This window comes from Streptomyces sp. NBC_00425, assembly GCF_036030735.1.
Taxonomy (GTDB): Bacteria; Actinomycetota; Actinomycetes; order Streptomycetales; family Streptomycetaceae; genus Streptomyces.
Genome location: NZ_CP107928.1, coordinates 4818517 through 4841010, shown reverse-complemented (window position 1 = coordinate 4841010; position 22494 = coordinate 4818517). Strand labels below are relative to the sequence as shown.

General features: G+C 73.6%; 22 protein-coding genes. 12 read left to right on the top strand and 10 right to left on the bottom strand.

Features of this window, described 5'->3' with window-relative positions:
• Positions 1–813: 813 nt before the first annotated feature.
• Complete coding sequence (locus tag OHS82_RS20785) at positions 814–996, bottom strand: hypothetical protein (RefSeq protein WP_107105192.1); 183 nt, start codon at positions 994–996, stop codon at positions 814–816.
• Positions 997–1127: 131 nt separating this feature from the next.
• Here OHS82_RS20785 and OHS82_RS20780 point away from each other — a divergent pair, with 131 nt between their 5' ends.
• Positions 1128–2471, top strand: a complete 1344-nt coding sequence (locus OHS82_RS20780; RefSeq protein WP_057578013.1) for a helix-turn-helix domain-containing protein — start codon at positions 1128–1130, stop codon at positions 2469–2471.
• Between the two features lie 223 nt (positions 2472–2694).
• On the top strand, positions 2695–3417 hold the full coding sequence (locus tag OHS82_RS20775; RefSeq protein ID WP_057578012.1) for a GAF and ANTAR domain-containing protein: 723 nt from the start codon (positions 2695–2697) through the stop codon (positions 3415–3417).
• 44 nt (positions 3418–3461) lie between these two features.
• Here OHS82_RS20775 and OHS82_RS20770 read toward each other — a convergent pair whose 3' ends face one another.
• Complete coding sequence (locus tag OHS82_RS20770; protein ID WP_057578011.1) at positions 3462–4283, bottom strand: hypothetical protein; 822 nt, start codon at positions 4281–4283, stop codon at positions 3462–3464.
• Between the two features lie 411 nt (positions 4284–4694).
• Here OHS82_RS20770 and thrS point away from each other — a divergent pair, with 411 nt between their 5' ends.
• Together thrS and OHS82_RS20760 are read left to right on the top strand one after the other, a co-directional pair.
• A complete protein-coding gene (gene thrS, locus OHS82_RS20765) occupies positions 4695–6035 on the top strand; it encodes a threonine--tRNA ligase (protein WP_079041191.1) in 1341 nt (446 codons plus the stop codon).
• Between the two features lie 94 nt (positions 6036–6129).
• Positions 6130–7092: a nucleoside hydrolase gene (locus OHS82_RS20760; RefSeq protein ID WP_057578177.1), complete on the top strand. Its 963-nt coding sequence runs from the start codon at positions 6130–6132 to the stop codon at positions 7090–7092.
• Between the two features lie 65 nt (positions 7093–7157).
• Here the strand turns inward: OHS82_RS20760 and OHS82_RS20755 are convergent, their stop codons facing one another.
• Positions 7158–8114, bottom strand: coding sequence for an LAETG motif-containing sortase-dependent surface protein (locus OHS82_RS20755; RefSeq protein WP_057578010.1), 957 nt, complete (start codon positions 8112–8114; stop codon positions 7158–7160).
• A gap of 372 nt (positions 8115–8486) precedes the next feature.
• Between OHS82_RS20755 and OHS82_RS20750 the strand changes: the two genes are divergently transcribed.
• On the top strand, positions 8487–10133 hold the full coding sequence (locus OHS82_RS20750) for a glycoside hydrolase family 13 protein (RefSeq protein ID WP_057578009.1): 1647 nt from the start codon (positions 8487–8489) through the stop codon (positions 10131–10133).
• 31 nt (positions 10134–10164) lie between these two features.
• On the opposite strand, the gene OHS82_RS20745 is transcribed toward OHS82_RS20750, so the two are convergent.
• Complete coding sequence (locus tag OHS82_RS20745; RefSeq protein WP_063894255.1) at positions 10165–10935, bottom strand: DUF4142 domain-containing protein; 771 nt, start codon at positions 10933–10935, stop codon at positions 10165–10167.
• Positions 10936–11138: 203 nt separating this feature from the next.
• Here OHS82_RS20745 and OHS82_RS20740 point away from each other — a divergent pair, with 203 nt between their 5' ends.
• Both OHS82_RS20740 and OHS82_RS20735 read left to right on the top strand, forming a co-directional pair.
• Complete coding sequence (locus tag OHS82_RS20740; protein WP_057578007.1) at positions 11139–11807, top strand: O-methyltransferase; 669 nt, start codon at positions 11139–11141, stop codon at positions 11805–11807.
• A gap of 61 nt (positions 11808–11868) precedes the next feature.
• The gene (locus OHS82_RS20735; protein WP_063894254.1) at positions 11869–12588 is read left to right on the top strand and encodes an MOSC domain-containing protein; all 720 of its coding nucleotides are present in this window, start codon (positions 11869–11871) and stop codon (positions 12586–12588) included.
• A 20-nt stretch (positions 12589–12608) separates the two neighbouring features.
• On the opposite strand, the gene OHS82_RS20730 is transcribed toward OHS82_RS20735, so the two are convergent.
• Positions 12609–12863 carry a hypothetical protein gene (locus OHS82_RS20730; protein ID WP_057578005.1) on the bottom strand — a complete coding sequence of 85 codons (255 nt, stop codon included), beginning with the start codon at positions 12861–12863 and terminating at the stop codon, positions 12609–12611.
• Between the two features lie 189 nt (positions 12864–13052).
• On the opposite strand from OHS82_RS20730, the gene OHS82_RS20725 reads away from it, so the two are divergent.
• A complete protein-coding gene (locus OHS82_RS20725) occupies positions 13053–13757 on the top strand; it encodes a DUF6445 family protein (protein WP_199863759.1) in 705 nt (234 codons plus the stop codon).
• 33 nt (positions 13758–13790) lie between these two features.
• Here the strand turns inward: OHS82_RS20725 and OHS82_RS20720 are convergent, their stop codons facing one another.
• Together OHS82_RS20720 and OHS82_RS20715 are read right to left on the bottom strand one after the other, a co-directional pair.
• Entirely contained in the window at positions 13791–14630 is an 840-nt protein-coding gene (locus tag OHS82_RS20720; RefSeq protein WP_057578004.1) for a hypothetical protein, read from the bottom strand.
• 131 nt (positions 14631–14761) lie between these two features.
• Positions 14762–15304 (bottom strand): hypothetical protein, encoded by a 543-nt coding sequence (locus OHS82_RS20715; protein WP_057578003.1) that lies wholly within the window; start codon positions 15302–15304, stop codon positions 14762–14764.
• 189 nt (positions 15305–15493) lie between these two features.
• Here OHS82_RS20715 and OHS82_RS20710 point away from each other — a divergent pair, with 189 nt between their 5' ends.
• A complete protein-coding gene (locus tag OHS82_RS20710; protein ID WP_057578002.1) occupies positions 15494–15982 on the top strand; it encodes a DUF7144 family membrane protein in 489 nt (162 codons plus the stop codon).
• On the opposite strand, the gene OHS82_RS20705 is transcribed toward OHS82_RS20710, so the two are convergent.
• Both OHS82_RS20705 and OHS82_RS20700 read right to left on the bottom strand, forming a co-directional pair.
• On the bottom strand, positions 15961–16842 hold the full coding sequence (locus OHS82_RS20705; RefSeq protein ID WP_079041190.1) for a M23 family metallopeptidase: 882 nt from the start codon (positions 16840–16842) through the stop codon (positions 15961–15963). The genes OHS82_RS20710 and OHS82_RS20705 overlap by 22 nt on opposite strands.
• Before the next feature lie 63 nt (positions 16843–16905).
• Positions 16906–17967: a glycoside hydrolase family 26 protein gene (locus tag OHS82_RS20700; protein WP_370444098.1), complete on the bottom strand. Its 1062-nt coding sequence runs from the start codon at positions 17965–17967 to the stop codon at positions 16906–16908.
• 245 nt (positions 17968–18212) lie between these two features.
• Here OHS82_RS20700 and OHS82_RS20695 point away from each other — a divergent pair, with 245 nt between their 5' ends.
• The 3 genes from OHS82_RS20695 to OHS82_RS20685 all read left to right on the top strand — a co-directional run bounded on the left by OHS82_RS20695 (position 18213) and on the right by OHS82_RS20685 (position 20721).
• The gene (locus OHS82_RS20695) at positions 18213–18704 is read left to right on the top strand and encodes a hypothetical protein (RefSeq protein ID WP_057578001.1); all 492 of its coding nucleotides are present in this window, start codon (positions 18213–18215) and stop codon (positions 18702–18704) included.
• Between the two features lie 213 nt (positions 18705–18917).
• Positions 18918–20303: an LCP family protein gene (locus tag OHS82_RS20690; RefSeq protein WP_079041189.1), complete on the top strand. Its 1386-nt coding sequence runs from the start codon at positions 18918–18920 to the stop codon at positions 20301–20303.
• Positions 20304–20550: 247 nt separating this feature from the next.
• Entirely contained in the window at positions 20551–20721 is a 171-nt protein-coding gene (locus tag OHS82_RS20685; RefSeq protein WP_242433117.1) for a DUF397 domain-containing protein, read from the top strand.
• Positions 20722–20830: 109 nt separating this feature from the next.
• On the opposite strand, the gene OHS82_RS20680 is transcribed toward OHS82_RS20685, so the two are convergent.
• Positions 20831–22420: a DEAD/DEAH box helicase gene (locus tag OHS82_RS20680; protein WP_328434282.1), complete on the bottom strand. Its 1590-nt coding sequence runs from the start codon at positions 22418–22420 to the stop codon at positions 20831–20833.
• Positions 22421–22494: the final 74 nt, after the last annotated feature.

Here is a 22494-nt window from a genome sequence, read left to right as displayed (position 1 = left end):
GGCGTCGGCCCCTTCCTCGTCCGTTCCCGCCTTCGTCGGGCCCGCAGCCCCGGCGGTGCCGGTCGCGCCCGCGGAGTCGGCCGCCGCCCCGGTCCCGATCGCCTCCGCGGCTCCGGCCGCGCCTCCCGCCGCCACCCCTGCCGCACCTCCCGCCACCGCCATGCAGGACGGGGACCCCGTCCCCGTCGGCGTGCGGCCCCGGGTGCCCGGGCCGGCGGCGGCCTGGGACGGGGTGTCCCGGGGTGGGCGGGAGAGGCGTGACCTCGATCCGCACGAGGCCATCTCCACCGCCGTCCGGTCCGGACGCCACGCCGACGCCGACGTTCTCGCCGCAGGGCTTGAGCAGGCCGCGGCCGCGTCGTACGGGCCGGGGTCCGAGGACGCCTTGCACTGGTCCGAGGTGCGGGCGGACCTGGCGATGTTCGCGGGGGACGCCGAGCGCAGCTGCCGCACCTGGATGACGGTCGCCTTCGCCCGGCTGGAGGCCGGGCAGCCGGTCGACGCGCCCGCCGTGGAGGCGGCGGCCGACCGGGCGCACCACCAGTGGGGGCGGATCCCCGACGTGACGCGGGCCCGGGCGCTGGGGCAGGCGATCGCGGAGTTGCGGGCCCGGGTGCCGGGTCGGCGCGAGGGCGCGCTGGACCACGTCCGGCAGCAGTTGCGGCAGCTGCAGACGACCCGGGGCTGAGCCCGGCTCCCGCCTGGCCGGCGTCCGGCTCCCGCCTGGCCGGCGTCCGGCTCCCGCCTGGCCGGCGTCCGGCTCTCGTCCGGCTTCCGCCCGCCGCCGCCCGCGGCGTCGCCCGGCTTTCGGTGTCAGCGGTGGCCGGCCGCGTCCTGTTGGGCCGTCGGCGAGGGCGGAGCCGTGTCGGTGGTGGCGGTCGGGCCCGCGTTGGCGGCGGCGACCAGGGCCGTGACCGTCAGGAGTGCCGCCGCAAGGGCTCTCGCATAGGGCGCGGAGGGGCGTGCCGAAGGGTGCGCGGAGGGGTTTCCGGACACGGCTACCTCGCAACGTCGGCGACTGCGATACTCGCGTCAGCAAGCGGTTAAGCGTGCTTAACTCACTGTTTAACCTAGGGGCTGGGATGCTCCAACGGCAAGAGCTGCAAGGGCGGTTGGGGGATCCGGGAGTGGTGGAGCGGGACGAGCCGGAGGTCGTCGGACGCCGGGTGCAGCGGTTGCGCGTCGAGCGGGGACTGACCCAGCGCCAGCTGGCCGAGCCGACCTACACCCCTGCCTACGTCTCCACGCTGGAGGCAGGCCGGGTGCGGCCCTCGGACGAGGCTCTCAGACACCTCGCCGAGCGGCTCGGCGTCGACTTCGAGGAACTGGCGACCGGCCGGCCCGCACGTCTCGTCACCGATCTGCGGCTGCGGCTCACCGAGGCCCAGCGCGCGCTGGCCACCGGGGAAGCCGAGGAGGCGGCACGGCAGTACCGCGCGCTGCTGGCCGAGGCGGAGCAGCACGTGCTGGACGAGGAACAGGCCACCGCGCTGCTCGGGCTCGGCGAGTGCGGGATCGACACCGGGGACCTGGACGCGGCCCGCGACTTCTTCGAGCGGGCCGAGAGCCGTCTCGCCGACGCCCCGCTGACCGCGCGCGTCCCCGCCCTGCGCGGCCGCGCCGTCGCCCACTACCTGGCCGGCGAACTGCGCTATGCCGTCTACCTGTTGGAGTCCACCCTCGACGAGCTCAACCGGGGCGGACTGCACGACCCGGACGCGCTCCTGCTCCTCTACGCGTCGGTCATCGGCCCGTACATGGACATGGGCGCGGCGGCTCGTGCGGCGCAGGCGGCCGAGTTCGCCCTGGCGCTCGCGCCGCAGGTCGCCGACCCCGCACTGGTCGCCCGGATGCACCGCTCGGTGGCCCGCACGCTGCTCGCCGAGGGGCGTCTCGCGGAGGCCGACGCCTCGCTCGCGAAGGCCGCCGAGCTGTACCGTCAGCTCCAGCTGCGCACCGAACTCGCCAACTGTCACTGGATGCGCGGTTACGTCTACGCCCAGAACGGTGAACTGGGGCGTGCCGAGGACGAGTTGAGGCAGGCTCAGGCCATGCTCTCGGCTCAGCGCGCCGCCCTCTACAGCAGTCAGGTGGCCGTGGAGCTGGCCGACGTGCTGCACCGGCGCGGCAGGTCGGAGGAGGCCGCCGCGCTGCTGCGGGAGGTGCTCGGTGACCTGTCCCCCGAGCGTGGCGCCGTGCACGCGGCGGGCGCCCACCGTCTCCTCGGCATCATCGCCGAGGACGCCCGCGACACGGAGGCGGCCGAGGAGCACTATGTGCGTGCGCTCAGTCTGCTGGAGCGTGCGGGCGCGGCCGGGGACCTCGCCGACCTGTGCCGGATGCTGGGAGACCTGCTGCGGCGTACGGGGCGGGTGGAGGCGGCGCTCGACGCGTACCGCACGGGCCTCGGCCACCGCACGGCGCCCGGGACGACGACGCTGGGCCCCGCCCCGGCGCAGCCGCCCTTGTAGCTCTCCGGCGCAGTCACCTCGGTGACTCCCCCGCCCGGGTGCCCCGGGGCCTCCCGCCGACCATCGCCGTGACACCTGCTGAGAGACCCGCTGTGGCACTCGCTGCGAGATCCGCTGTGGGAGCCGTTGTGGCGCCGGTTTTCGCGGTGGGTCCTGGGTACTCGGCGGACGGAGCGCACGTCGGGCGGACGGCCGGGCGGACCTGCGGACGGAGGTGACGGCCGTGACCGACCGGGAGCGGGACCGGATCGCCGACGTCATCGCCCGGGAGACGGTCGACGCCGTCGCCCAGGACGTGCCGCAGCGGCTGTGCGACGCCGTGCTGAAGCTGCTGCCGGTGAGCGGTGCGAGCGTGTCGCTGCGCGGCGTGGGGATGCCCGTGCCGCTGGGAGCGAGCGGGGAGGGCGCGGCCTACGTGCTGGAGATGGAGGTCACGCTGGGGGACGGGCCCGGTCTGGAGGCCGCCGAGACCGGCGCCGTGGTCGTCGCCCCCGACCTGACGTCGAGCCGGGACGCCGGACGCTGGCCGGTGTTCGCGCAGCAGGCGGCGGCCGCCGGGGTCCGGTCGGTGTACGCGCTGCCGTTGGGCGACCGCGCGGTGTGCGTGGGCACCCTCGACCTCTACCGTGACGTCCCCGGCGAGCTCACCGTCGAGGACGTGCACACCGCGCGAGTGGTGGCCGACGTCGTGACGGCGGCGCTGCTGACGCTGCCCCGGGACGAGCAGGACGGCCGGGACGGCGCCGGTCTCTGGCTCAGCCCGCTGGCCACCGACCACGGCGAGGTGTACCGGGCCGTCGGCATGCTGATGGCCCAGCTCGGGGTCACCGCGGACGAGGCGCTGGCGCTCCTGCGGGGACACGCCTTCGCGGGGGACCGCACGGTGCTGGAACTCGCGCACGACGTGGTCGCGCACCGCACGCGGTTCGACGACCCGGACTTCTGAGGGGGCCACCGCCGCGGAGCGTCCCCGGCGGTGACCCCGGTTGCTCAGATCTGCGCCCTCCCCTGCTTCCTGACATCCGCCAGCCGGCGCACGCCCAGTTGCACGGCCGCCTGGGTCGCGGCGTTGGGGGCGTCGTCGAGACCGCCGTTGGTGAGGGCGAAGGCGTCCTCGCCCGCCCGTACGGCGGCGACGTCCAGGGTGAGGACCGTCGGGTCGCCGCCGGCGTTCTCGGCGGGGGCCTGTCCGGCGTCGTCCCGGGTGGTCTCCCCGGCGCCCGCCCAGCGCGTCAGCGTGACCCGGAGCCCCTGCCGGACGTCGCCCACCTCCGGCAGGGGCAGCTCGGATACCTGCACGTCGAGCACGGCGTCGCCGGCCGCCTCGGCGGTGAACCGGGCGCACGTCTGCGGCAGCGTCCTCAGCCGGGCCAGGCTGCGGTCCACGTCCGCCGGGCGGCTGCCGGTGAGCTGGTAGCGGAGCTGGGCGCCGGAGTCGGGATCGTCGAGCGCGACGACCGCGCGGGCCGGTCCGCCGAGCAGCTCGTCGGCGTAGAGGTCGTCGAGGAACCGTTGGCAGTCGGCGGGCGAGGCCGTCGCCTTGAGCATCCCGTCCCGCCAGGTGGCGGCGCCGCGGGTCGGGGTCCACGGCGCGCCGAGGTCCCGCTCGGTGATGAGGGCGGCCTGCGCCTGAGCCTTGGTGAGTCCTGCCGACGCGGGCGGCGCGGACGGCTTCGCCGACGACCGCTCGACGGTGGGGGTGGCGGGAGCGGCGGTCGGCGGATGCTCCAGGCCGAGGGTGGCGCAGCCGGAGGTGAGGGCGGTGACGGCGGTGAGCAGGAGCGTGGAGGCCAGGAGGGGGCGGCGGGTCATCGGGGTGCCTCCAGGAGTGGGCGCGGGCGCCGGGGCCGATGCCGGCGCCGGGCGATCCGAGGTGCTTTCTCCCACGTCAGCACCGGTGCACCGGGGCGACCAGTGCGGCGGTCCGTACGGGTTACCGGCGTTGGTGCGGGCGGGTGGGCGACGGCGGGAAAGGGGAGGCGCGGGCAGCGGGAGGCGGGCAAGGGGGAATGGAGGCGCGGAAAAAGAGATGGCGTGCCGTGGTTCGCCGTCGTTAGGGTGGCCGGCATGAAGCGCGCCCAGCCGTCCCGCACGACGACGCCGGAGAACGTCCCGGCGCGCTGATCCATGACATGACTGGATGTCCGAAGCCCCGGGGTGAGTGCCCCGGGGCTTCGCCGTTCCCGGTTCCGCCTCGCCCCGCCCCGAGCGAGGGAGCCCCCCGTGAACGACAGCCACTCCGCCCCCGGTCACGCCTGTCACGCCTCCGACGACCGCCTCGACCCCGGTCACGGCCTTGGCCCCGGCCACGGTCCGGGAGGGGAAGGCGAGGGACCCGACCCCGGTCAGGAGCGGGACCACCGCCGTCTCGGCCGCGCACTCGGCCTGTTCGACACCGACCCCCTGATCGGCGCGGGCCTGCCGTACTGGCTGCCGGACGGGGCGATCGTCCGGCACACCCTGGAGGAGTACGTCCGGGAGACCGAACGGGCCGCCGGCTACCGGCACGTGTACTCGCCGGTGCTCGGCAAACGCGAGCTGTACGAGATCTCCGGCCACTGGGCGCACTACAGCGAGGACATGTTCCCGCCGATGGAACTGGGGGCCGAACAGGTCGTCCTGCGGCCCAGTCTCTGTCCCCACCACGCGCTCATCTACCGTTCCCGGTCCCGCAGCTACCGCGAACTTCCCCTGCGTATCGCCGAGTTGGGCGGCATGTACCGCTCCGAGCCGTCCGGTGTGCTGGGCGGTCTGACCCGCGTGCGGGCCATCCAGCTCAACGACGCGCACGTGTTCTGCACCCTGGAGCAGGCGGTCGACGAGGCCCGCGCGGCGCTCGCCCTGATCGCCCGCGCCTACGCCGACCTGGGCATCCGCGCCTCCCGTCACCGGCTTTCGCTGCCCGGCGAGGGCGGCAAGTACGTGGCCGACCCGGAGCTGTGGCGGCGGGCCACCGCGCTGCTCAGGGAGGTACTGGACGGCGCCGGCGTCGCCTACGAGGAGGCGGAGGGCGAGGCCGCCTTCTACGGCCCGAAGATCGACGTGCAGATCACCGACCGCGCCGGCCGCGAGGCGACCCTCTCCACCGTGCAGATCGACTTCCACCAGCCCGAACGCTTCGACCTGCACTATGTAGGCGCCGACGGGGCGAAGCACCGCCCGGTGATGGTGCACCGCAGTGTCGTCGGCAGTGTGGAGCGGGTCGTCGCCCACCTGATCGAGGAGCACGGCGGGGCGTTCCCGGTCTGGCTGGCGCCGGTGCAGCTGGTCGTGCTGCCGGTGTCGGAGGCGCAGCGGGACGCGGCGGCGGACCTGGTGGGCCGGGCGTCGGCCGCCGGGCTGCGGGCGGAGCTCGCGGGCCCCGAGCAGGGCAGCCTCGGTGCGCGGGTGCGGGCGGCGCGGCTCGCGCCGTACCAGGCGGTGATCGGGGAGCGGGAGGCCCGCGCGGAGCGGGCCGCGCTGCGGCTGCGCGACGGCCGCCGGCCCGGTGAGCTGCCCGTCGGCGACCTGGTCGGGCGGATCGCGGAGCGGGCGGCGGCCCGCGGAACCGCGCTGTGGGACTGAGCGCTCCCGCATAGGGTCGTGGACGACGGTGGTGCGGAAGGAGTCCCTGGTGACCGAGGAAAGCAAGCCGACCGAGCGGAACGCGGTGAACGAACTGTCCGAACAGCCCATTCCCGTGATCATCGACTGCGACACCGGAGTCGACGACGCCCTCGCCCTGCTGTTCGCCGTACGCCATCCCGGCCTGGACGTGCGGGCGGTGACCTGTGTGGCGGGGAACACCGACGTGGACGGGGTGGTCCGCAACACGCTCACCGTGCTGGAGCACGCGGGCGCGGGGGACATCCCGGTCGCCCGGGGCGCCGAACGGCCGCTCATCGAGCCCGTCCGCACGGCGTCGCACGTGCACGGTCAGGACGGCATGGGCGACCTGGGCCTGCCCGCGCCCACCCGCCGTCCGGTCGACGTGGACGCGGTGACCCTGTTGCGCCGCGAGATCCTGGCCTCCCCGCGCCCGGTCACCCTCGTCCCCACCGCGCCGCTGACGAACATCGCCCTGCTGCTGCGCACCCACCCGGAGGTGACCCGCAACATCGAGCGGATCGTGTTCATGGGCGGCGCGGTGACCACGGGGAACGCCACGCCGGTCGCGGAGTTCAACGTGTGGCACGACCCGGAGGCGGCGGCGATCCTGCTGACCGCGGGCGTGCCGATCACGATGTACGGCCTGGACGTCTTCCAGCGGGTGCTGGTCCCGGCGGCGGACGTGGCACGGCTGCGGGCGAGCGCGGAGCCGCGTCTGAAGCTCGCGGGCGCACTGCTCGCGCACCGTGACCCGGCGAGCTCCGGCGACCCCACGCCCACCGGTGGCCTGGGCGACGCGGGCGCGCTGTGCGCGGTGGCCGACCCGGCGGGCCTGACCACCGAGCTGCTCCCGGTCGAGGTCTCCCTCGCCCCCGGCCCGGCCCGCGGCCAGACGGTCGTCGACCGCAGGCCGCGCCCCGGTGAGTCCGAGATCCACGAGGGCGTGCGCGAACAGACCCTCGTGGACGTGGCGTTGGACGTGGACGTGGAGCGGTACGTGAAGCTGTGGCTGACCGCGGTGGAGGGCGTCTAGGAACAGCGGAACGGCCGTCCCGTCATCCGGTACGGCCGTCCCTTCACCCTGTGCCCGCCGGTGCGTCAGGCGCGCGTGGCCTTGCGGCGCCGCGTGGCGACGACGATCGCCGCGCCGCCCGCCAGCAGCGCCGCAGCGCCGCCCGCGATCAGGGGCGTGTCGCTGCTCGCGCCGGTCTCGGCGAGGTCGCCGCCGCCGCCGCCGTTGGGCGTGGGGGCGGGCGCGGTGGTCGACTCGGAGGCGGACGGGGTCGGCGAGCCGCTCTCGGAGGGCGAGGCGGACGGCGACGTGGTGTCGCTCCCGGACGGGGTCGACGGCGTGGCGGAAGGGGAGCCCGACGGGCTGGCGGACGCACTGCCCGACGGCGCGGTCGGCGGGGTGTTCGGCGGCTGCTCGGTGACCGTGCAGTCCTTCGTGCCGCCGTTCCAGGCGGCGATCAGCTTGTCCTTGATGACCGGACGGTTCGGACCCTTCGGCAGGTCGCCGTGGACGAAGCCGTCCTTCGCGTCGAGCTTGCCGTCGAACTTGACCGCGCCGCGGTAGAGGTCGATCTGGGCGAAGCAGCCCGCGTCGGGCACGGCGATGTCGAGGCTCTCGGTCTGGCCGGGCTTGACGGTCACGGTGTCGAAGTCGACGAAGACCTGCTCACCGGAGGTGCCGAAGCTGGAGCCGTGGGCGAGGTAGGAGGCCAGGGAGGCGGTGCACGTCGTCGCGTCGCCGGCGGCGCGGACCTTGACGTGGATCTTGCCGTCCTGGGTCGGCTTGAGGTTCTGGTCGTCGACGCGCACCGAGTCGAAGAACTGCGTTCCGTCGAGCGAGAACTGGCAGCGGTCGGTCTGCGTCTCGGTGCCCGCGCCCGTCCCCGGCCGGTAGTGTCCGCCGGACTTCCAGCCGTCGCCGCCGGGCGTCCCGGTGTCCGCGAAGGCCATGGAGGCGGCGGCGACGGAGGCGGCGCACAGGGTGAGCGACACGGCGCCCGCCCCCAGCAGGCGGCGCACGGTGACAGTTCTCGCTATGGACATAGGGATCCCGTTCTTGGCGAGTTCGCCCGGGCTGACCGGTCGGATCAGAAGACGGCATCAGCCCAGGGCGTCAGAAGAGCAGCGGAGCAGAAGGGCAGAGAAGCGGCGGAGCAGGAGGACAGCGGAGATGAAGGACAGCGGAGAAGAGCAGCGGAGAAGATCGCCGGGCTCATCGGTCACGGCTGCCACGAAGGCCACACGTGTCACAGAGGCCACAGCGTGTGCCCATCGTCGTGTGCATGCCGGATGCCTGTCAACCTGCGTCAAACCCTGGGGAGTTCAAGATTCCGCCACATGTTCCCCATGTACGGAATGATCTGTTCCGAAGAGTCCGACGTTCACTTTTCGGGCACAGTGGACAGACTTGGGTGCATGACCGTTTTCTCCCCGCACCGCCCCGACTGGTGGCGTCAGGCCGTCGTCTACCAGGTCTATCCGCGCAGCTTCGCCGACGCCGACGGGGACGGCCTCGGGGACCTGCGGGGCGTCACCGACAGGCTCCCCCATCTCGCCGCCCTCGGCGTGGACGCCCTCTGGCTCTCCCCGTTCTATCCGTCCGAGCTCGCCGACGGCGGATACGACGTCGCCGACCACCGGGACGTCGACCCGCGCCTGGGCTCCCTGGCCGACTTCGACGCCCTCACCGCCGAGGCCCACCGGCTCGGCCTGAAGGTGATCGTCGACCTCGTGCCGAACCACACCTCCCACCGGCACCCCTGGTTCCAGGAGGCGCTGGCCGCCGGCCCCGGCGCCCCCGCCCGCGACCGCTACGTCTTCCGTGACGGTCGCGGCCCGGGCGGCGCGCTCCCGCCCACCGACTGGCGGTCCGTGTTCGGCGGCAGCGCATGGCAGCGCGTCCCCGACGGCCAGTGGTACCTCCACCTGTTCGCCCGTGAGCAGCCCGACCTGAACTGGGACCGCGAGGAGGTCCGCGAGGACTTCCGCACCACGCTGCGCTTCTGGTCCGACCGGGGCGTCGACGGCTTCCGCGTCGACGTGGCCCACGCCCTCGCCAAGGACCTGGCCGAGCCCCTGCGCGACCTGGGCGCGCCGGAGCTCAGCGGCGACGCCGGCCTCGCCCGGCTGGCTCCGGGCACCCACCCCTTCTTCGACCGCGACGAGGTCCACGAGATCTACCGCGACTGGCGCCGCGTCCTCGACGCGTACACCCCGCCCCGCACGGCCGTCGCCGAGGCATGGGTCCCGGGCGACCGCCGTGCCCTCTACGCCCGTCGGGACGAACTCGACCAGGCGTTCAACTTCGAGTACCTGCAAGCCGGCTGGGACGCGGAGGAGATCCGCGCGGTGGTCACGGACTCGCTCGCCGCCGCACGGGCCGTCGGCGCCTCGGCCACCTGGGTGCTGTCCAACCACGACGTCGTGCGCCACGCCTCCCGGCTCATGCTCGCTCCGGGCACGGACCACGACGCCTGGCTGCTGTCCGGCGGCCGTGCCCCGCGCGTCGACGAGCGGGCCGGTCTGCGCCGGGCGCGGGCGGCGACGCTGCTCATGCTGGCGCTGCCCGGTTCGTCGTATCTCTACCAGGGGGAGGAGCTGGGCCTGCCCGAGGTCGCCGACCTGCCCGAGGACGTCCTCCAGGACCCGGTGTGGGAGCAGACCGGCCGGGTCCGCAAGGGTCGCGACGGCTGCCGGGTGCCGTTGCCGTGGACGAGGACGGGCCCGTCGTACGGCTTCGGGGCGGCCGGCGCGTGGCTGCCGCAGCCGCCGTCCTTCGCACGTCACTCGGTGGAGGCGCAGGACGGCGTGGCCGGTTCCACCCTGGAGCTCTACCGCACGGCGCTGCGCCTGCGCCGCAAGCTGCTGGAGGGCGAGGAGCTCAGCTGGGCGCCGGAGACCCCGCCGGGCGTGCTGTCCTTCACCCGCCGCGACGGCTGGCGCTGTGTGGCCAACCTGTCGGACGCGCCCGTGCCGCTGCCGCCGGGGGAGGTGCTGCTGAGCAGCACCCCGCTGCCCGGCGACGGCCGGCTGGATCCGGACACGACGGTCTGGCTGGCGTAGTCCGCCCCGACCGGGGCGGCGGGCGGGACGGCTACTGGCTGGTGCCGGGCTGCCCGTTGCCGGGCTGTCCGTTGCCGGGCGGGACGTTGCCGTTCACGACGCCACTGAGGTCCAGCGGAGTGGAGGTGGCGGTCGGCGGCGGATTGAGGACGACCATGGGCTGACCGGCCGGCGGGACCGGAGGGGTCATGTCCGACTGGGGCAGCTTGGGCGGCGTGGTCTGGTTGAACAGCGTGGTGTCGAAGTCGACCAGACCGGTCTTCTCCATCACCGTGATGTGGTCCAGCACGGTGTCGTTGGCCTGGTCGGCGAGGGCCCTGACGAGCGTGTTCTTCGTCGTGGACCGGATCTTGGCGATCGTGTTGAAGATCGAACCGTGCGTCATGCGCAGGATGTTGGCGAAGTCCGTGTCGAACTGCTTGCCGCTCTCCGCCTTCAGCTGGGTGACGAAGCCCTCCTGCTGCGGGCTGGCCACGTTGGGCAGCTGGATGTTCAGCATCGGCGCGATCTTGCGGCAGCTGGTGTCCAGCGCGCCGTGACCGTCGATCAGGTGGTTGCTGGCGGTGCGGACGGCCGGGGTCTGGCTCTTCTGGAGCCCGATCTGGCCCAGCGGGTACTCCCACAGTCCGGCGGCCCGGACCTTCACCACGAAGTCCCTGTCGCTCTCCGTGAGCGGCCCCCACTGGGTGTTGGCGATGATCCGGTCACCCGAGGTCGACACGGTGTCCAGGCCGAGCATCGACGGGTACGCGAGGGCGCTGAGCGTCAGGGTCAGCGCGCCCCCCACGAAAATAGTTCCCATCATGTTGCGCGAAAGTGCCACCGTTCCTCCTGCCCGTCGGGGAATCCGCCGTCGTGTCGTCGCCCGGTGGGGACCCGGACGAAGAGAGATACGCGCGCGGAGCCGTTCGGACTCATCCGGTCCGCCAGAAAGTTGATGGACGGTGCACCGGACCGTCCAGTAAGTTCCCACAAGGAACTCACTGGACCGAGAGGGGACCTGCCGTGCAGCAGACCTGGACCGCCGTCGACGCCTACTTCAACGACCTGCTGGTGGAGGAGGACGACGCGCTGCGCGCGGCCGGCGCGGGCAGCGAGGCCGCCGGTCTGCCGCCCCATCAGGTCGCGCCGAACCAGGGCAAGCTGCTGCACCTGATCGCCCGCATCCGGGGCGCCCGCACGATCCTGGAGATCGGCACCCTCGGCGGCTACAGCACCCTCTGGCTCGCCCGCGCCCTGCCCGAGGGCGGCCGCCTGGTGACGCTGGAGGCGGACGAACGGCACGCGGAGACGGCGGCGTCGAACATCGCGAGGGCGGGCCTGCGGGACGTGGTGGACCTGCGGGTGGGCAAGGCGGCGGACACGCTGCCGCTCCTCGCGGCGGAGCTCGGCGACGAGGGGTTCGACCTGGTCTTCATCGACGCGGACAAGCCCTCGAACCCGCTCTACCTGGAGTGGGCGCTGCGGCTGACCCGGCCCGGCGGCGTCATCGTCGGCGACAACGTGGTGCGCGAGGGCGCGGTGACCGACGCGGCGAGCACCGACCCGCGCGTCCAGGGAGTCCGCACCTTCACCGAACTGATCGCCCAGCACCCGAAGTTGACCGCGACGGCGGTTCAGACGGTGGGCGAGAAGGGGTACGACGGCTTCGTACTGGCACTGGTGACGGACTGAGACGCGACGGGACACGGAGGGCTGGGACATGGGGGGCGGGGACATGGGGGGCTCGGGGCGCATGGGGACGAGCACGGCACGACTCACGGAGATCACGTACTACCCGGTGAAGGGCTGCGCGGGGACGACGCTCACCGAGGCGGCGCTGACGCCGACCGGCCTGCCGCACGACCGCGCCTACGCGATCGCCGACGAGAAGGGCGAGCTGCGCTGGCAGGGGGGAGACCCCCGGATGGCGCTGATCTCCCCGGAGTCGAGCGACGGCGAGGTGACGTTGCGCGCACCGGGCCGGGACCCGGTGCGGGCGGACAGTCCGGACGTGCACACCTGGCTCACGGAGTTCCTGGGCGTCCCCAGCACCCTCGTCCGGCCGCGGGCGGGCAACGCCCACCGGCTGCACGTCGTCTCGCGCGCCAGCCTGGACGCCCTGAACCGTCGCCTCGCCGCCCGAGGAGTCGGCCCCCTCCCGATGAACCGCTTCCGCCCCAACCTCGTCGTGGACGGCTGGGACGACGCCCACGCCGAGGATCGCGCCGCCCGCCTCGCCGTGGCCGGGGTCGAACTGGCCTTCACCGAGGAGACGATCCGCTGCGCCATCACCATGGTCGACCAGCGCACCGGCCGCCGCGCCGGTCCGGAACCCCTGCGCACCCTGGCGGACTACCGCCGGACGGACGCCGGCGGCATCGCCTTCGGCGCCTACTTCCAGGTCCGGCGGGCGGGGAGGATAGCGGTCGGCGACGAGGTGGCGGTGTGTCCCGGGACGACCGCCGGGCCGTGACCCGGACGGCCCCGGATCTCCTAGACGCCCTCGGCGTGCCGGACGTGCTTCGTGCCGTCCATGGCCTTCGTCTGACGGCGTTCCCGGAGGGCGCGGTTGATGGTGTGCACGCGGATCGCGGTGAAGAGGACGACGGCCGCTCCGATGGCGGCCATCTGCCACTCGCCGTCCCGGACGGCCGCGTAGAAGAGGAAGCCGCTGAAGACGACGCCGAAGACGACGAGCAGGGGTTCGCGCACCCAGAACGGGAGCACGCGGATGACGAGACCGATCATCCGGCTACTTCAGCACCCCCGGCCCGCACCTGCTGTGACGGACGCCACAATTCCGGTAGTGCATGTGTGCGTGATGTGAAGGCGGTTGGCGAACCGTTGACCGCCCCGGTGAAACGTTGACCGCTTCACGGAGGAGTCCGGACGAACGTGAGGGCGAGTCATGAGGATCCCCCGACCTACATTCGCTGCATGTCCATGCCACAGCGGCCCCGTCAGTCCGCGAGGGCTGCCGCCACACTCCCCGTCCTCCCCTACCGCAAACCCACCAGGGGCCGGGACTACTGGGTGATCGACGACGTCTTCCCCGAGCCCGACGCCGCCGCGATCCGTGCACGCTGTCTCGCCAAGGACGACTGGGTCAAGGGACACCCCTACACCTCGGAGAGCTGGCCCGGACTGCGCACCATGCCCGGTCTCGAACCCGGTGAACTCGACCGGGTGGAACGGCTGGTGCGCGGGGCGACGGGGGCGCGGAAACTGTGGGTGCAGCAGGCGCCCGGCGGCGGCACCCTGAACCACAACTGCGTCCAGGTCGTCGGTGAGGGGGAGAGCGCCCCGCGCCCGCACTCCGACTCGCGGGCGCTGTGCCGCTACGCGGCCGTGCTCTACCTCAACCCGGCCGTGCCCAAGGACTGCGGCACCAGCTTCTACCGGCAGTCACTGCCGGGCGGGCGGCTCGGCGGCAACGTCGTCCAGGCCCCGCACAACAACCTCGTCGAGGCGCTCGGCACCCGGTTCGTCGCACCGGACGCCTTCGAGGAGGACGTCCGGGTGCCGCACCGGCACAACCGTCTGCTCCTCTACAACGCCAACCTCGTGCACAGCGCGACCGGTTACTCCGGCACCACGCTCGAGGAGAAGCGCATGACGGCCGTCTTCTTCTGGATGGCCTGACGCGTCCGCCCGCCGGCGCCCTGCCGGTTCACGTCACCGACGGCGACGGTCCCCGTGCCCGCGCCTGCGCCCGTGGTGATGGCTGTGGCGGCGCCACAGCCACACCGCTCCCGCCGTTGTGGACGCCGCCGCCAGGGCGATCGTCAGCGACTGCCATCTGCCGCCCGCGATGCGCAGGTCGGTCGCCAGCAGGCCGAGAGTGACGGCGATCGGCACGAGCAGGGAGAGAAGCGCGCGGGCCGCGGAGGTGAGGGCGGCCGGGTCGAGGCGGCGACGTGGGCGGGACGGACCGACGTCGTCCGGCGCGTCCGGGAAGTAGAAGCGGACGGCGCGGGCGGTGAGGCGGGTGGTGGCGCGGTCGTAGTTGGAGGCCATGTACGGGAGCCAGACCAGCGGCGCGACCAGGCCCACCAGGAACACCGCCACGAGCAGCAGCCAACGGGCGGTCTGGGCCGCCCACCGCGGCCGGGAACCCGGTTCGGCGGGGACGAGGAGACCGAGCAGCCGGGCCATGCGCATGACCAGGGCCCACAGGACGGCCGTGCGCCGCAACCGCCCGGGCGTGGGCGCCGCGTCGGCGCCGGCGGCCTGTGCGGCGAGGGCGGCCCGGGCGGCCGGGACGTCGTCGTGGACGCCCTGCAGCACCAGGAGTTCGGCCGCGCGGTCGAGCTCGGTCGGGGTGTGGCCGGCCAGCGCGGCCAGTTCCAGGACCGTGCGGGCCTGGCGCAGCAGCGCCGCGCAGAACGCGAAGGGGACGAACAGGAGGAACGGCCCGCCCACGAACGCGCCTTCGGCGACCGTGGCCCGGTGGCCCCGCCGGATCACCGCCGCCCGGCCGGGCGGCGGCTCGGTGCTCGTCGCGCGCCGGGCCACCGGTCCCAGGCGGTGGACGGCGAACCGCGCGAGGAGCTCGGGGAGATGGCGCGGGGCCGCGGCGATCTCGCGCAGCAGCGGACGGACCAGGAGCGGTTCGGCGGGCGGACCGGACGTCTCCCCGGACCGCGTCAGTACCGCACCGCCCGGGCCGCCTCCGCCTTCACCTCGCCGGAGAGCGCGCGGTGACTGCGGGCGATGGCCTTGGCGGACTTGCCGGCCGGGACGTCGGTGACGGTGACGAGCACGGAGTCGAGCAGCTTGCCGCCGGAGTCCTTGAAGTCCACCTCGACGCCGAAGGACTTCGTCGAGTCGACGCTGTTGGTGACGGTCACCTCGACCGCGCTGCGGTCGCCGTCGGCGGTCGGCGTGCCGAGCTTCACGTCGCCCTTGGCGTCGACGCCGCCCTCGATCCCGTCGAGCTTGCGGCCCACCTCCGCGGTCGCCGACGAGAACGCCTCCGAGGCCTCCGAGGCGAGGGAGGAGGCGGCGGCGGTGGCCTGCGCGCCCACCGACTGCGCGGCGGAGGCCGCCTTGCTGGCGACGGAGGACGGGCTGTCGTCCCCCGAGCAGCCGGTGAGCGCGGTGAGCGCGGCGAGCCCCGTCAGCAGGGCCGCGCCCCGCACCGCCGCCGGACGGAGCCCCCTCTTCCGGCTTCTGCGGTTCGCTGCCATCACGCCTCCAGATCGTTCGGGGGTCGTTCGCGGGTCGGTCGCGGACCCAGGTCCCCGGAATCTCCAGTGAAGGCGCGGACCGTCCCGCCCGCATGCCGGCCCACCCGAACGGCCCACCCCCCGTGGTGGCGGCCACCACCCGGACGGATGGTCGAGGGACAGTCGCCGACACAGAGACGGGGTCACCCCATGAGCGACCAGCCGCACTCCCAGCCGTCGTCGCACGGGTCCCCCGTGTGGGACCCGTCCCACCAGGGCACCGGCACGCCGGCCTGGGCCTCGCCCCCGGCCGGCGGTGGACTGGCCGCCGGCGGGGTCGTCTTCGGCGGCGTGCTGATGTTCGTCAGCGGTGTCCTCGCCGTCTTCCAGGGCATCGCCGCGATCGCCGAGGACGACGTCTACTCCCGGGTCGGCAGCTACGTCTACGAGATGAACCTCACCGGCTGGGGCTGGGTCCTGCTGATCGTGGGCATCGTGGCCACGGCGACCGGCTGGGGGCTGCTGATGGGGGTGGAGAAGGCGGAGTGGGCCCGGATCAGCGGCATCGTGCTGGCGTCGCTGAGCCTGATCCTGCAGTTCCTGTTCCTGCCGTACGCACCGGTCTGGGCGGTCATCCAGATCGCCATCGACGTCTTCGTCATCTGGGCCCTGGCCTCCTACCGGCCGCTCCAGGCGTAGGGTGCGTTCCGCCCCGGGGCGGGCGCCCGTGCGGCGCGGTGGCCACGGGACCAGGGGAGCGCCGGCGCCCCGGACACCTGCACGGACTTACGGCGCAGCCACGGCAGGGGCGGCACCTGGGACCCCAGGTACGGGGTGATCCGCACCTCGAAGTGCAGATGCGGTCCGGTCACGTTGCCGGACGCGCCGGACAGCCCGAGGCGCTGGCCGGCGTCGACCCGCTGGCCCCGGCGCACGTCGATGCGGGACAGGTGGGCGTACTGCGTGAAGTAGCCGTCCCGGTGCCGCACGAGGACCTGGTTGCCGAAGCCGTCCCCGCAGGTGGTGACGTGTACGACGCCGGAGCCGACGGCGTACACCGGGGTGCCGGAGTCCACCGCGAAGTCCTGGCCGGTGTGGCGGCGGGCCCAGCGGGAGCCCTTCGCGGCGTAGCCGGCGGAGAGCCAGTAGCGGCGGGTCGGGGCGGTCCAGGCAGAGGAGCGCTGTTCGGGAGCGCGGCTGCGGTCCCCGAACGGACAGTGGCCCGCGCGCCCGGACGGGTCGACGGCGACCGGGTCGCCGGTCTCCCTGGCCCCCGCCCGCAGCAGGTCCCACAGGCCGGCGCGGACGGTCTTCCGGCGCTCTTCGGCCTCTTCGACGGCCGCGGGGAGGGCGTCGGCCTCGCGCAGCCGGTCGACCCGTTCGCGCGCCTGCTCGTGGACGCGGACGGCACGGACGGCCCGGTGGCGCTGTCCGTCGCCCCCCGCTGCTGCGGGCACGGCGGCGAGCGCCGTCAGCAGGAGGGCGAGGAAGGCGGCCCCGGTCGCGGCGCTGAGGCGCGCCCGCGTCCGCGGGAAGCGCGCATGATGTTCTCGTCCCATTTCCGGATCATCGGACCGGTGGTGCGTCCAGGGGCGGCACCCGGCCGGACGGGCGCGCCAGGTTCAGCCGAACGGCCCCGCTTCCTCCCCCGCCCCGGCCCCCGCCGCCGTCCTCGCCCCTGGCTCCACGCCCACCCTCGACCCCGCCCCCGCCCCCGCGCCGACCAGGGCGCGGTAGACGGCCGAGGACCGAGGGTTGTCGGCACACCGCCACACGCCGTGCGGACAGTAGTCACTGATGGTCTGGTAGAGCGGCCGGTGCGCGGCGAACCAGTCGAGCATGCCGCGCATGTACGCCGGGTCGTCGCCGTTGCGGAACAGCCCCCACTCGGGATACGAGACCGGCTTGCCGTGCGCCCGCGCGAACCGGACATGCGCGGCCAGGCCGTAGGGCTCGGCGACCTGCTCCGCGAAGGACATGCCGGCGGGCTGGTCGTAGGCGTCCATGCCGACGACGTCGACGTGCGCGTCGCCCGGATAGCACGCGGTCCAGGGGACGGCGTCGCGTCCCCGGCTGGGCGTGAACTCGAACCGGAACAGCCGCCCGCCCGGCACCGATCGCACGGCTTCCACGATCCTGACCCAGTACCGCTTCCAGGCCTGCGGATCGGGCCCGCACCGATGGGTGTACGTGGTCCCGTTCATCTCCCAGCCCAGCACCAGCACCGTGTCCGGCAGTCCGAGCCCGACGAGCCGCCGGGCCAGTGCCCGGAAGTGCCCGTCGTAGTCGCCGCGCGCCCCTCTGCGCAGCTCCTCCCGCACGGCCGCGTCGGACACGTGCTCCTCGGTCCCCTCCAGCATCGGCACGTTGAGCACGAACATCCGGTCGGCGCGCTCCTGCCGCCACCGCGCCCAGTACTCCAGGTATCCGGGCGCCCCCTCGATGTTGCTCCACCGGTCTCCGGGCAGATAGGCGTGCCCCACCCGGGGGGTGGCGACGCCCAGCCACTCGTCCAGCCCGGCGATCCGCCGCACGCCGGCGTCGTCGTACCCGACGTACGCCCCGAACGCGCCGGTCGCCGCGCCGGTCCCCCTCCCGACGGGCACGCACGCGGGACCGGCCAGCAGCACGAGGGCGGCGAGCAGCGTGGTCAGGACACGGAGGGGGCGCGGGGAGCGGAACACCGGCACAGGATGACGCTCCCGCCCGCCCCCCATCCCGTACTCGCCCCAGAACCACCCGGACGGGACACCGTTCCCGGGCGTCCTTTCCACCCGGCGGCAACTCACGAACGAACGAACGGCCGACCGGATCGGCCGACCGGAACAGCCGGCTGACCGACCGGCTGGTCAACCACTCCGAGCGCAGCACGCCGTGCACCGCCGTCATCGGCTGGACACCGGCCCCGACCTGCTGCGATGCTCCGCCGATGACGCTCGCCGACCTCCTCGCCTCCGTCGCCCTGACCGCCCGCCTGGGCCCGGTGCACATCGGCGCCTCCTGGGACGACGTCACGGCGGCCCTGGGCGAGCCGCGCGAGGTGGTCCCGATGAGCCGCCGCGGCCGTCGCCGGCCCCGCCTCTACGGCTACGGCGACCTGGAGGTGCTCGTCTGCCCGTGCCGTGAGGTGCGGATGGCGTCCGTACAGACCTGGACCGACACGGTCGACCTGCCCGGCCACGCGGGCACGTTCCCCGGCGAGCCGACCTACGCGGAGGTCGTGGCCGCCCTGGACCGCGCGGCCTGCCCCTGGGAGCCGGAACCCGGCCTCACCTTCCGCGACCAGCGCACCCTGCGGGTCCCGTCGACGCGGGCTGCCTTCACCTTCGTCGTCCCCGCGGACGGTGAGCCGACGCTGCACTCGCTGGGTCTGCCGGACGACGGTCACACGTGCCCGGAGCCGAGCCGTCCGGCCTCTTGACGGCAGCGCCCTGGCGGGCGAGGCAACCGGAAGCGGGGAGTTGGGGGTCTTCTGAGGCGACAGTGCCTTCTCGGACGTATTCCTGCACGTGTGTAGGGTTCCGACGTTCGGCGGCGATCAACGCCGGCGATCCGAGCACGGTGTACGGGTGGAACGGCCGAGGCGGAGGGGCGAGCGCCGGTGAGCGGAACGAGAAGGCGTGGACATGAGCCGGTGCGGGCGGCCGGCCGGGGGAGAGGTCCGGCGGGCGGGTCCGGCGGGACGCGCCTGACCCGGCGCGGGCGCGTCGTCGCCTGGAGCGCGGGGGTGAGCGCCCTCGTGCTCCTCGGGGCCGGCGGGGCCGGCGCGTGGATCTGGTACGACCTCAACGACAACATCACCTCCGCCGAGGTGGACGACAAGCTGGGCGGCGACCGGCCGCAGAACCTCAGCCCCGGCTCGAAGAACATCATGGTCGTGGGGTCCGACAGCCGTGACGGCGCCAACGCCAAGTACGGCAAGGACCTGACCACCATGCAGTCCGACACGCTGATGGTGCTGCACATACCGGCCGACCGTAAGTGGGCCTCGGTCGTGTCGTTCCCGCGCGACTCGTGGGTCGAGATACCCGGGTGCGAGAAGGGCGACGGCACGTCGTCCTCGCCGCACCACTTCAAGATCAACGAGGCCTTCGCCCTCGGCGGCAGCAACGGCAAGGTCGGCGAGGCCGCCGCGTGCACCATCAAGACCGTCGAGGCCAACACCGGTCTGCGCATCGACCACTTCATGACGGTCGACTTCTCCGGCTTCAAGGGCATGGTCGACGCGCTGGAGGGCATCGAGGTCTGCCCGAAGCAGGCCATCCACGACGAGAAGGCCCATCTCGACCTGGAAGCGGGGTGCCAGACCGTCAAGGGCGAGAAGGCGCTGGGATACGTCCGCACCCGCTACAGCGTGGGCGACGGCTCCGACATCGGACGCATCGGGCGCCAGCAGGAGTTCATGGACGCGCTGGCCAAGAAGGCCAAGTCCAAGCTCACCAGCCCCGACGCGATGTACGGCTTCCTCCAGTCGGTCACCAAGTCCCTCACCACCGACCCCGACATGGCGGGCATCAAGCCGCTGTACGGGCTCGCCGACGAGCTCAAGGGCATCCCGAGCGACCGGCTGAGCTTCCTCACCGTGCCCAACTACGGGCGCGTCGCCGACCAGCCCACCGACAAGGCGAACGTCGTGTGGCAGTACCCGCAGGCCGCCGATCTGTTCACCTCCCTGGCCAAGGACAAGGAGGTCACCAAGGCGCAGTTGGACGCGTCGAAGAAGAACGTGGTGTACGCCTCCAGCGTGCGGGTCCAGGTGCTGAACGGCACCGGCGTCTCGGGGCGCGCGGCGGCCGTCGCGGAGAAGCTGAAGAAGGCCGGCTACACCGTCGTCGGCACGGGCAACGCCCCCGGGACGGTGGCCAGGACGACGGTCACCTATCCGGCGGGCCTCGAGAGCAAGGCCGCCGTCCTCGCGTCGCGGCTGCCCAACCTGCGCCCCACGGCGGACGGTTCGGCCGCCGCGGGTGTCGTCACCCTGGTTGTCGGACCGGAACTGAAGATCGAGGACGTCGCCTGACCGTTTCGCGGCTGCTCTTGGTCAACAGGACTCCGGAAATGGGGTAAGGTTGATCTTGAGCCGGTCACCGGAGAGAAAAACGGTGAACGACCTCTGCGTTGGTGGTCCAAGGAAAGACGCCCCGCTTCCTGCGGGGAAATGCAGGTGCAAGGCCTGCCCGGCGCTCCATCGGTACGAGCCTCATCCCGTGTCCCACGGGGTGGGGCTCGTTCTCGTTTCCCCTCCCGCCGGGGAAGCTGCCGAACTCGTGTGGTGCACAAGCAGCTACAGCGGCGGCACGAACGGCGACTCCTGCGTCGAGATAGCCCCCACTCCCGTCGCCGTGCACGTCCGGGACTCGAAGAATCCTCAGGACGGTCCCCGGCTCGCCCTCGCCCCGGGTGTCTGGGCGGACTTCGTGGCGTTCGCCGCACGGTGATCAGGCAGGAGTGACACAGGTCGCGTTCGCGCTGGTCGCGCACACCTTGGCGGAGGGCGCCCGGGTATGAGCGCGGCCGGCGGCCGGGAGCGGCCGGCCGGCCGCTCCCTCAGCGTCCGCCCGTGCCGTTGCCCTTGGCGGGCGAACGGCGGCGGCCCTGTGCGGGCCTGCGGGGGCGGGAGGCGGTGCCGCCCTGCTCGGTGCCGCCGCGCTCGGAACCGCCCCGCTCGGAGCTGCCGCGCTGGGCGCCGCTTCGCTGGGCGCCGCCCCGCTGGGAAGCGCCGCGCTGGGAAGCGCCGCGCTCGGAACCGCCCCCACGGGCCGGGTTCTTGCGGGCGGGCCGGGCTTCCGCGGTGGGCGGCGGGGTGAGCACGACGGGCACGCCGGACGGCGTCTGCGCCCCGGTGATCCGGCTCAGCTCGGTGCCCCCGGAGCGGACCTGGGTGGTCTGCGGGGTGATGCCGGCGTCGGCCATCAGGCGGGTCATCTCACGTCGCTGGTGGGGCAGGACGAGGGTGACGACGGTGCCGGACTCGCCGGCGCGGGCGGTGCGGCCGCCGCGGTGCAGGTAGTCCTTGTGGTCGCCGGGCGGGTCGACGTTGACGACGAGGTCGAGGTTGTCGACGTGGATGCCGCGGGCGGCCACGTTCGTCGCGACCAGCACCCGTACGTGTCCGTCCTTGAACTGGGTCAGCGTGCGGGTGCGCTGCGACTGGGACTTGCCGCCGTGCAGGGACGCCGCCCGGACGCCGACCGCCAGCAGCTTCTTGGCCAGCCGGTCCGCCGCGTGCTTGGTGTCCAGGAACATGATCGTCCGGCCGTCGCGGGCGGCGATCTCGGTCGTCGTGGCGTGCTTGTCCTCGTCCTCCACGTGCAGCACGTGGTGGTCCATCGTGGTCACCGCGCCCGCGGACGGGTCGACGGAGTGGACGACGGGGTCGTGCAGGTAGTTGCGCACCAGCCGGTCGACGTTGCGGTCCAGCGTCGCCGAGAACAGCAGGCGCTGCCCGTCGGGGCGCACCAGGTCGAGCAGCCGCGTCACCTGCGGCATGAAGCCCATGTCGGCCATCTGGTCGGCCTCGTCGAGGACGGTGACGGCGACCTGGTCCAGCCGGCAGTCGTCCCGGTCGATGAGGTCCTTGAGGCGTCCGGGCGTGGCGACGACGACCTCGGCGCCGCCGCGCAGGGCGCTCGCCTGCCGGCCGATGGACAGTCCGCCGACGACGGTGGCGATGCGCAGGCGCAGCGCGCGGGCGTAGGGGGTGAGGGCGTCGTTGACCTGCTGGGCCAGTTCCCGGGTCGGGACGAGGACGAGGGCCAGCGGCTGGCGGGGTTCGGCCCGCTGTCCTGCGGTGCGGGCGAGCAGGGCGAGGCCGAAGGCGAGGGTCTTTCCGGAGCCGGTGCGGCCACGGCCCAGGACGTCCCGGCCGGCCAGCGAGTTCGGCAGCGTCGCGCCCTGGATCGGGAACGGCGTGGTGACGCCCTCGGCGTCGAGCGCGGCCAGCAGCCGCTCGGGCATGTCGAGTTCGGCGAACGCCTCGACCGGCGGCAGCGCCGGGGTGAGGGTCACCGGCACCGCGAACTCGCCGCCGGACGCGGCGGGTCGGCTCCCGCGTCCGCTCCGTCCGGCTTTGGCCGTACGGGAGGGCGCGCCCTGGCGCCGGTCCGTACGGGAGCGGACCGAGCTGTTGCGGTTCATCCGGTGCCTTTCTCGAAAACTGCCGGACGCCATGAACCGGGGCCCGCACTCAGGAGTGCGGGCCCCGGTCGTGT

Excerpts from the sequence above, each read along its gene's own strand:
- OHS82_RS20695 (WP_057578001.1), top strand. The coding sequence starts at position 18,213 with ATGACGCTCGCCGACCTCCTCGCCTCCGTCGCCCTGACCGCCCGCCTG.
- OHS82_RS20680 (WP_328434282.1), bottom strand. The coding sequence starts at position 22,420 with ATGAACCGCAACAGCTCGGTCCGCTCCCGTACGGACCGGCGCCAGGGC.
- OHS82_RS20735 (WP_063894254.1), top strand. The coding sequence starts at position 11,869 with ATGGGGACGAGCACGGCACGACTCACGGAGATCACGTACTACCCGGTG.
- OHS82_RS20770 (WP_057578011.1), bottom strand. The coding sequence starts at position 4,283 with ATGACCCGCCGCCCCCTCCTGGCCTCCACGCTCCTGCTCACCGCCGTC.
- OHS82_RS20715 (WP_057578003.1), bottom strand. The coding sequence starts at position 15,304 with ATGGCAGCGAACCGCAGAAGCCGGAAGAGGGGGCTCCGTCCGGCGGCG.
- OHS82_RS20755 (WP_057578010.1), bottom strand. The coding sequence starts at position 8,114 with ATGTCCATAGCGAGAACTGTCACCGTGCGCCGCCTGCTGGGGGCGGGC.
- OHS82_RS20745 (WP_063894255.1), bottom strand. The coding sequence starts at position 10,935 with ATGGGAACTATTTTCGTGGGGGGCGCGCTGACCCTGACGCTCAGCGCC.
- OHS82_RS20705 (WP_079041190.1), bottom strand. The coding sequence starts at position 16,842 with ATGGGACGAGAACATCATGCGCGCTTCCCGCGGACGCGGGCGCGCCTC.
- OHS82_RS20725 (WP_199863759.1), top strand. The coding sequence starts at position 13,053 with ATGTCCATGCCACAGCGGCCCCGTCAGTCCGCGAGGGCTGCCGCCACA.
- OHS82_RS20710 (WP_057578002.1), top strand. The coding sequence starts at position 15,494 with ATGAGCGACCAGCCGCACTCCCAGCCGTCGTCGCACGGGTCCCCCGTG.
- OHS82_RS20750 (WP_057578009.1), top strand. The coding sequence starts at position 8,487 with ATGACCGTTTTCTCCCCGCACCGCCCCGACTGGTGGCGTCAGGCCGTC.
- OHS82_RS20730 (WP_057578005.1), bottom strand. The coding sequence starts at position 12,863 with ATGATCGGTCTCGTCATCCGCGTGCTCCCGTTCTGGGTGCGCGAACCC.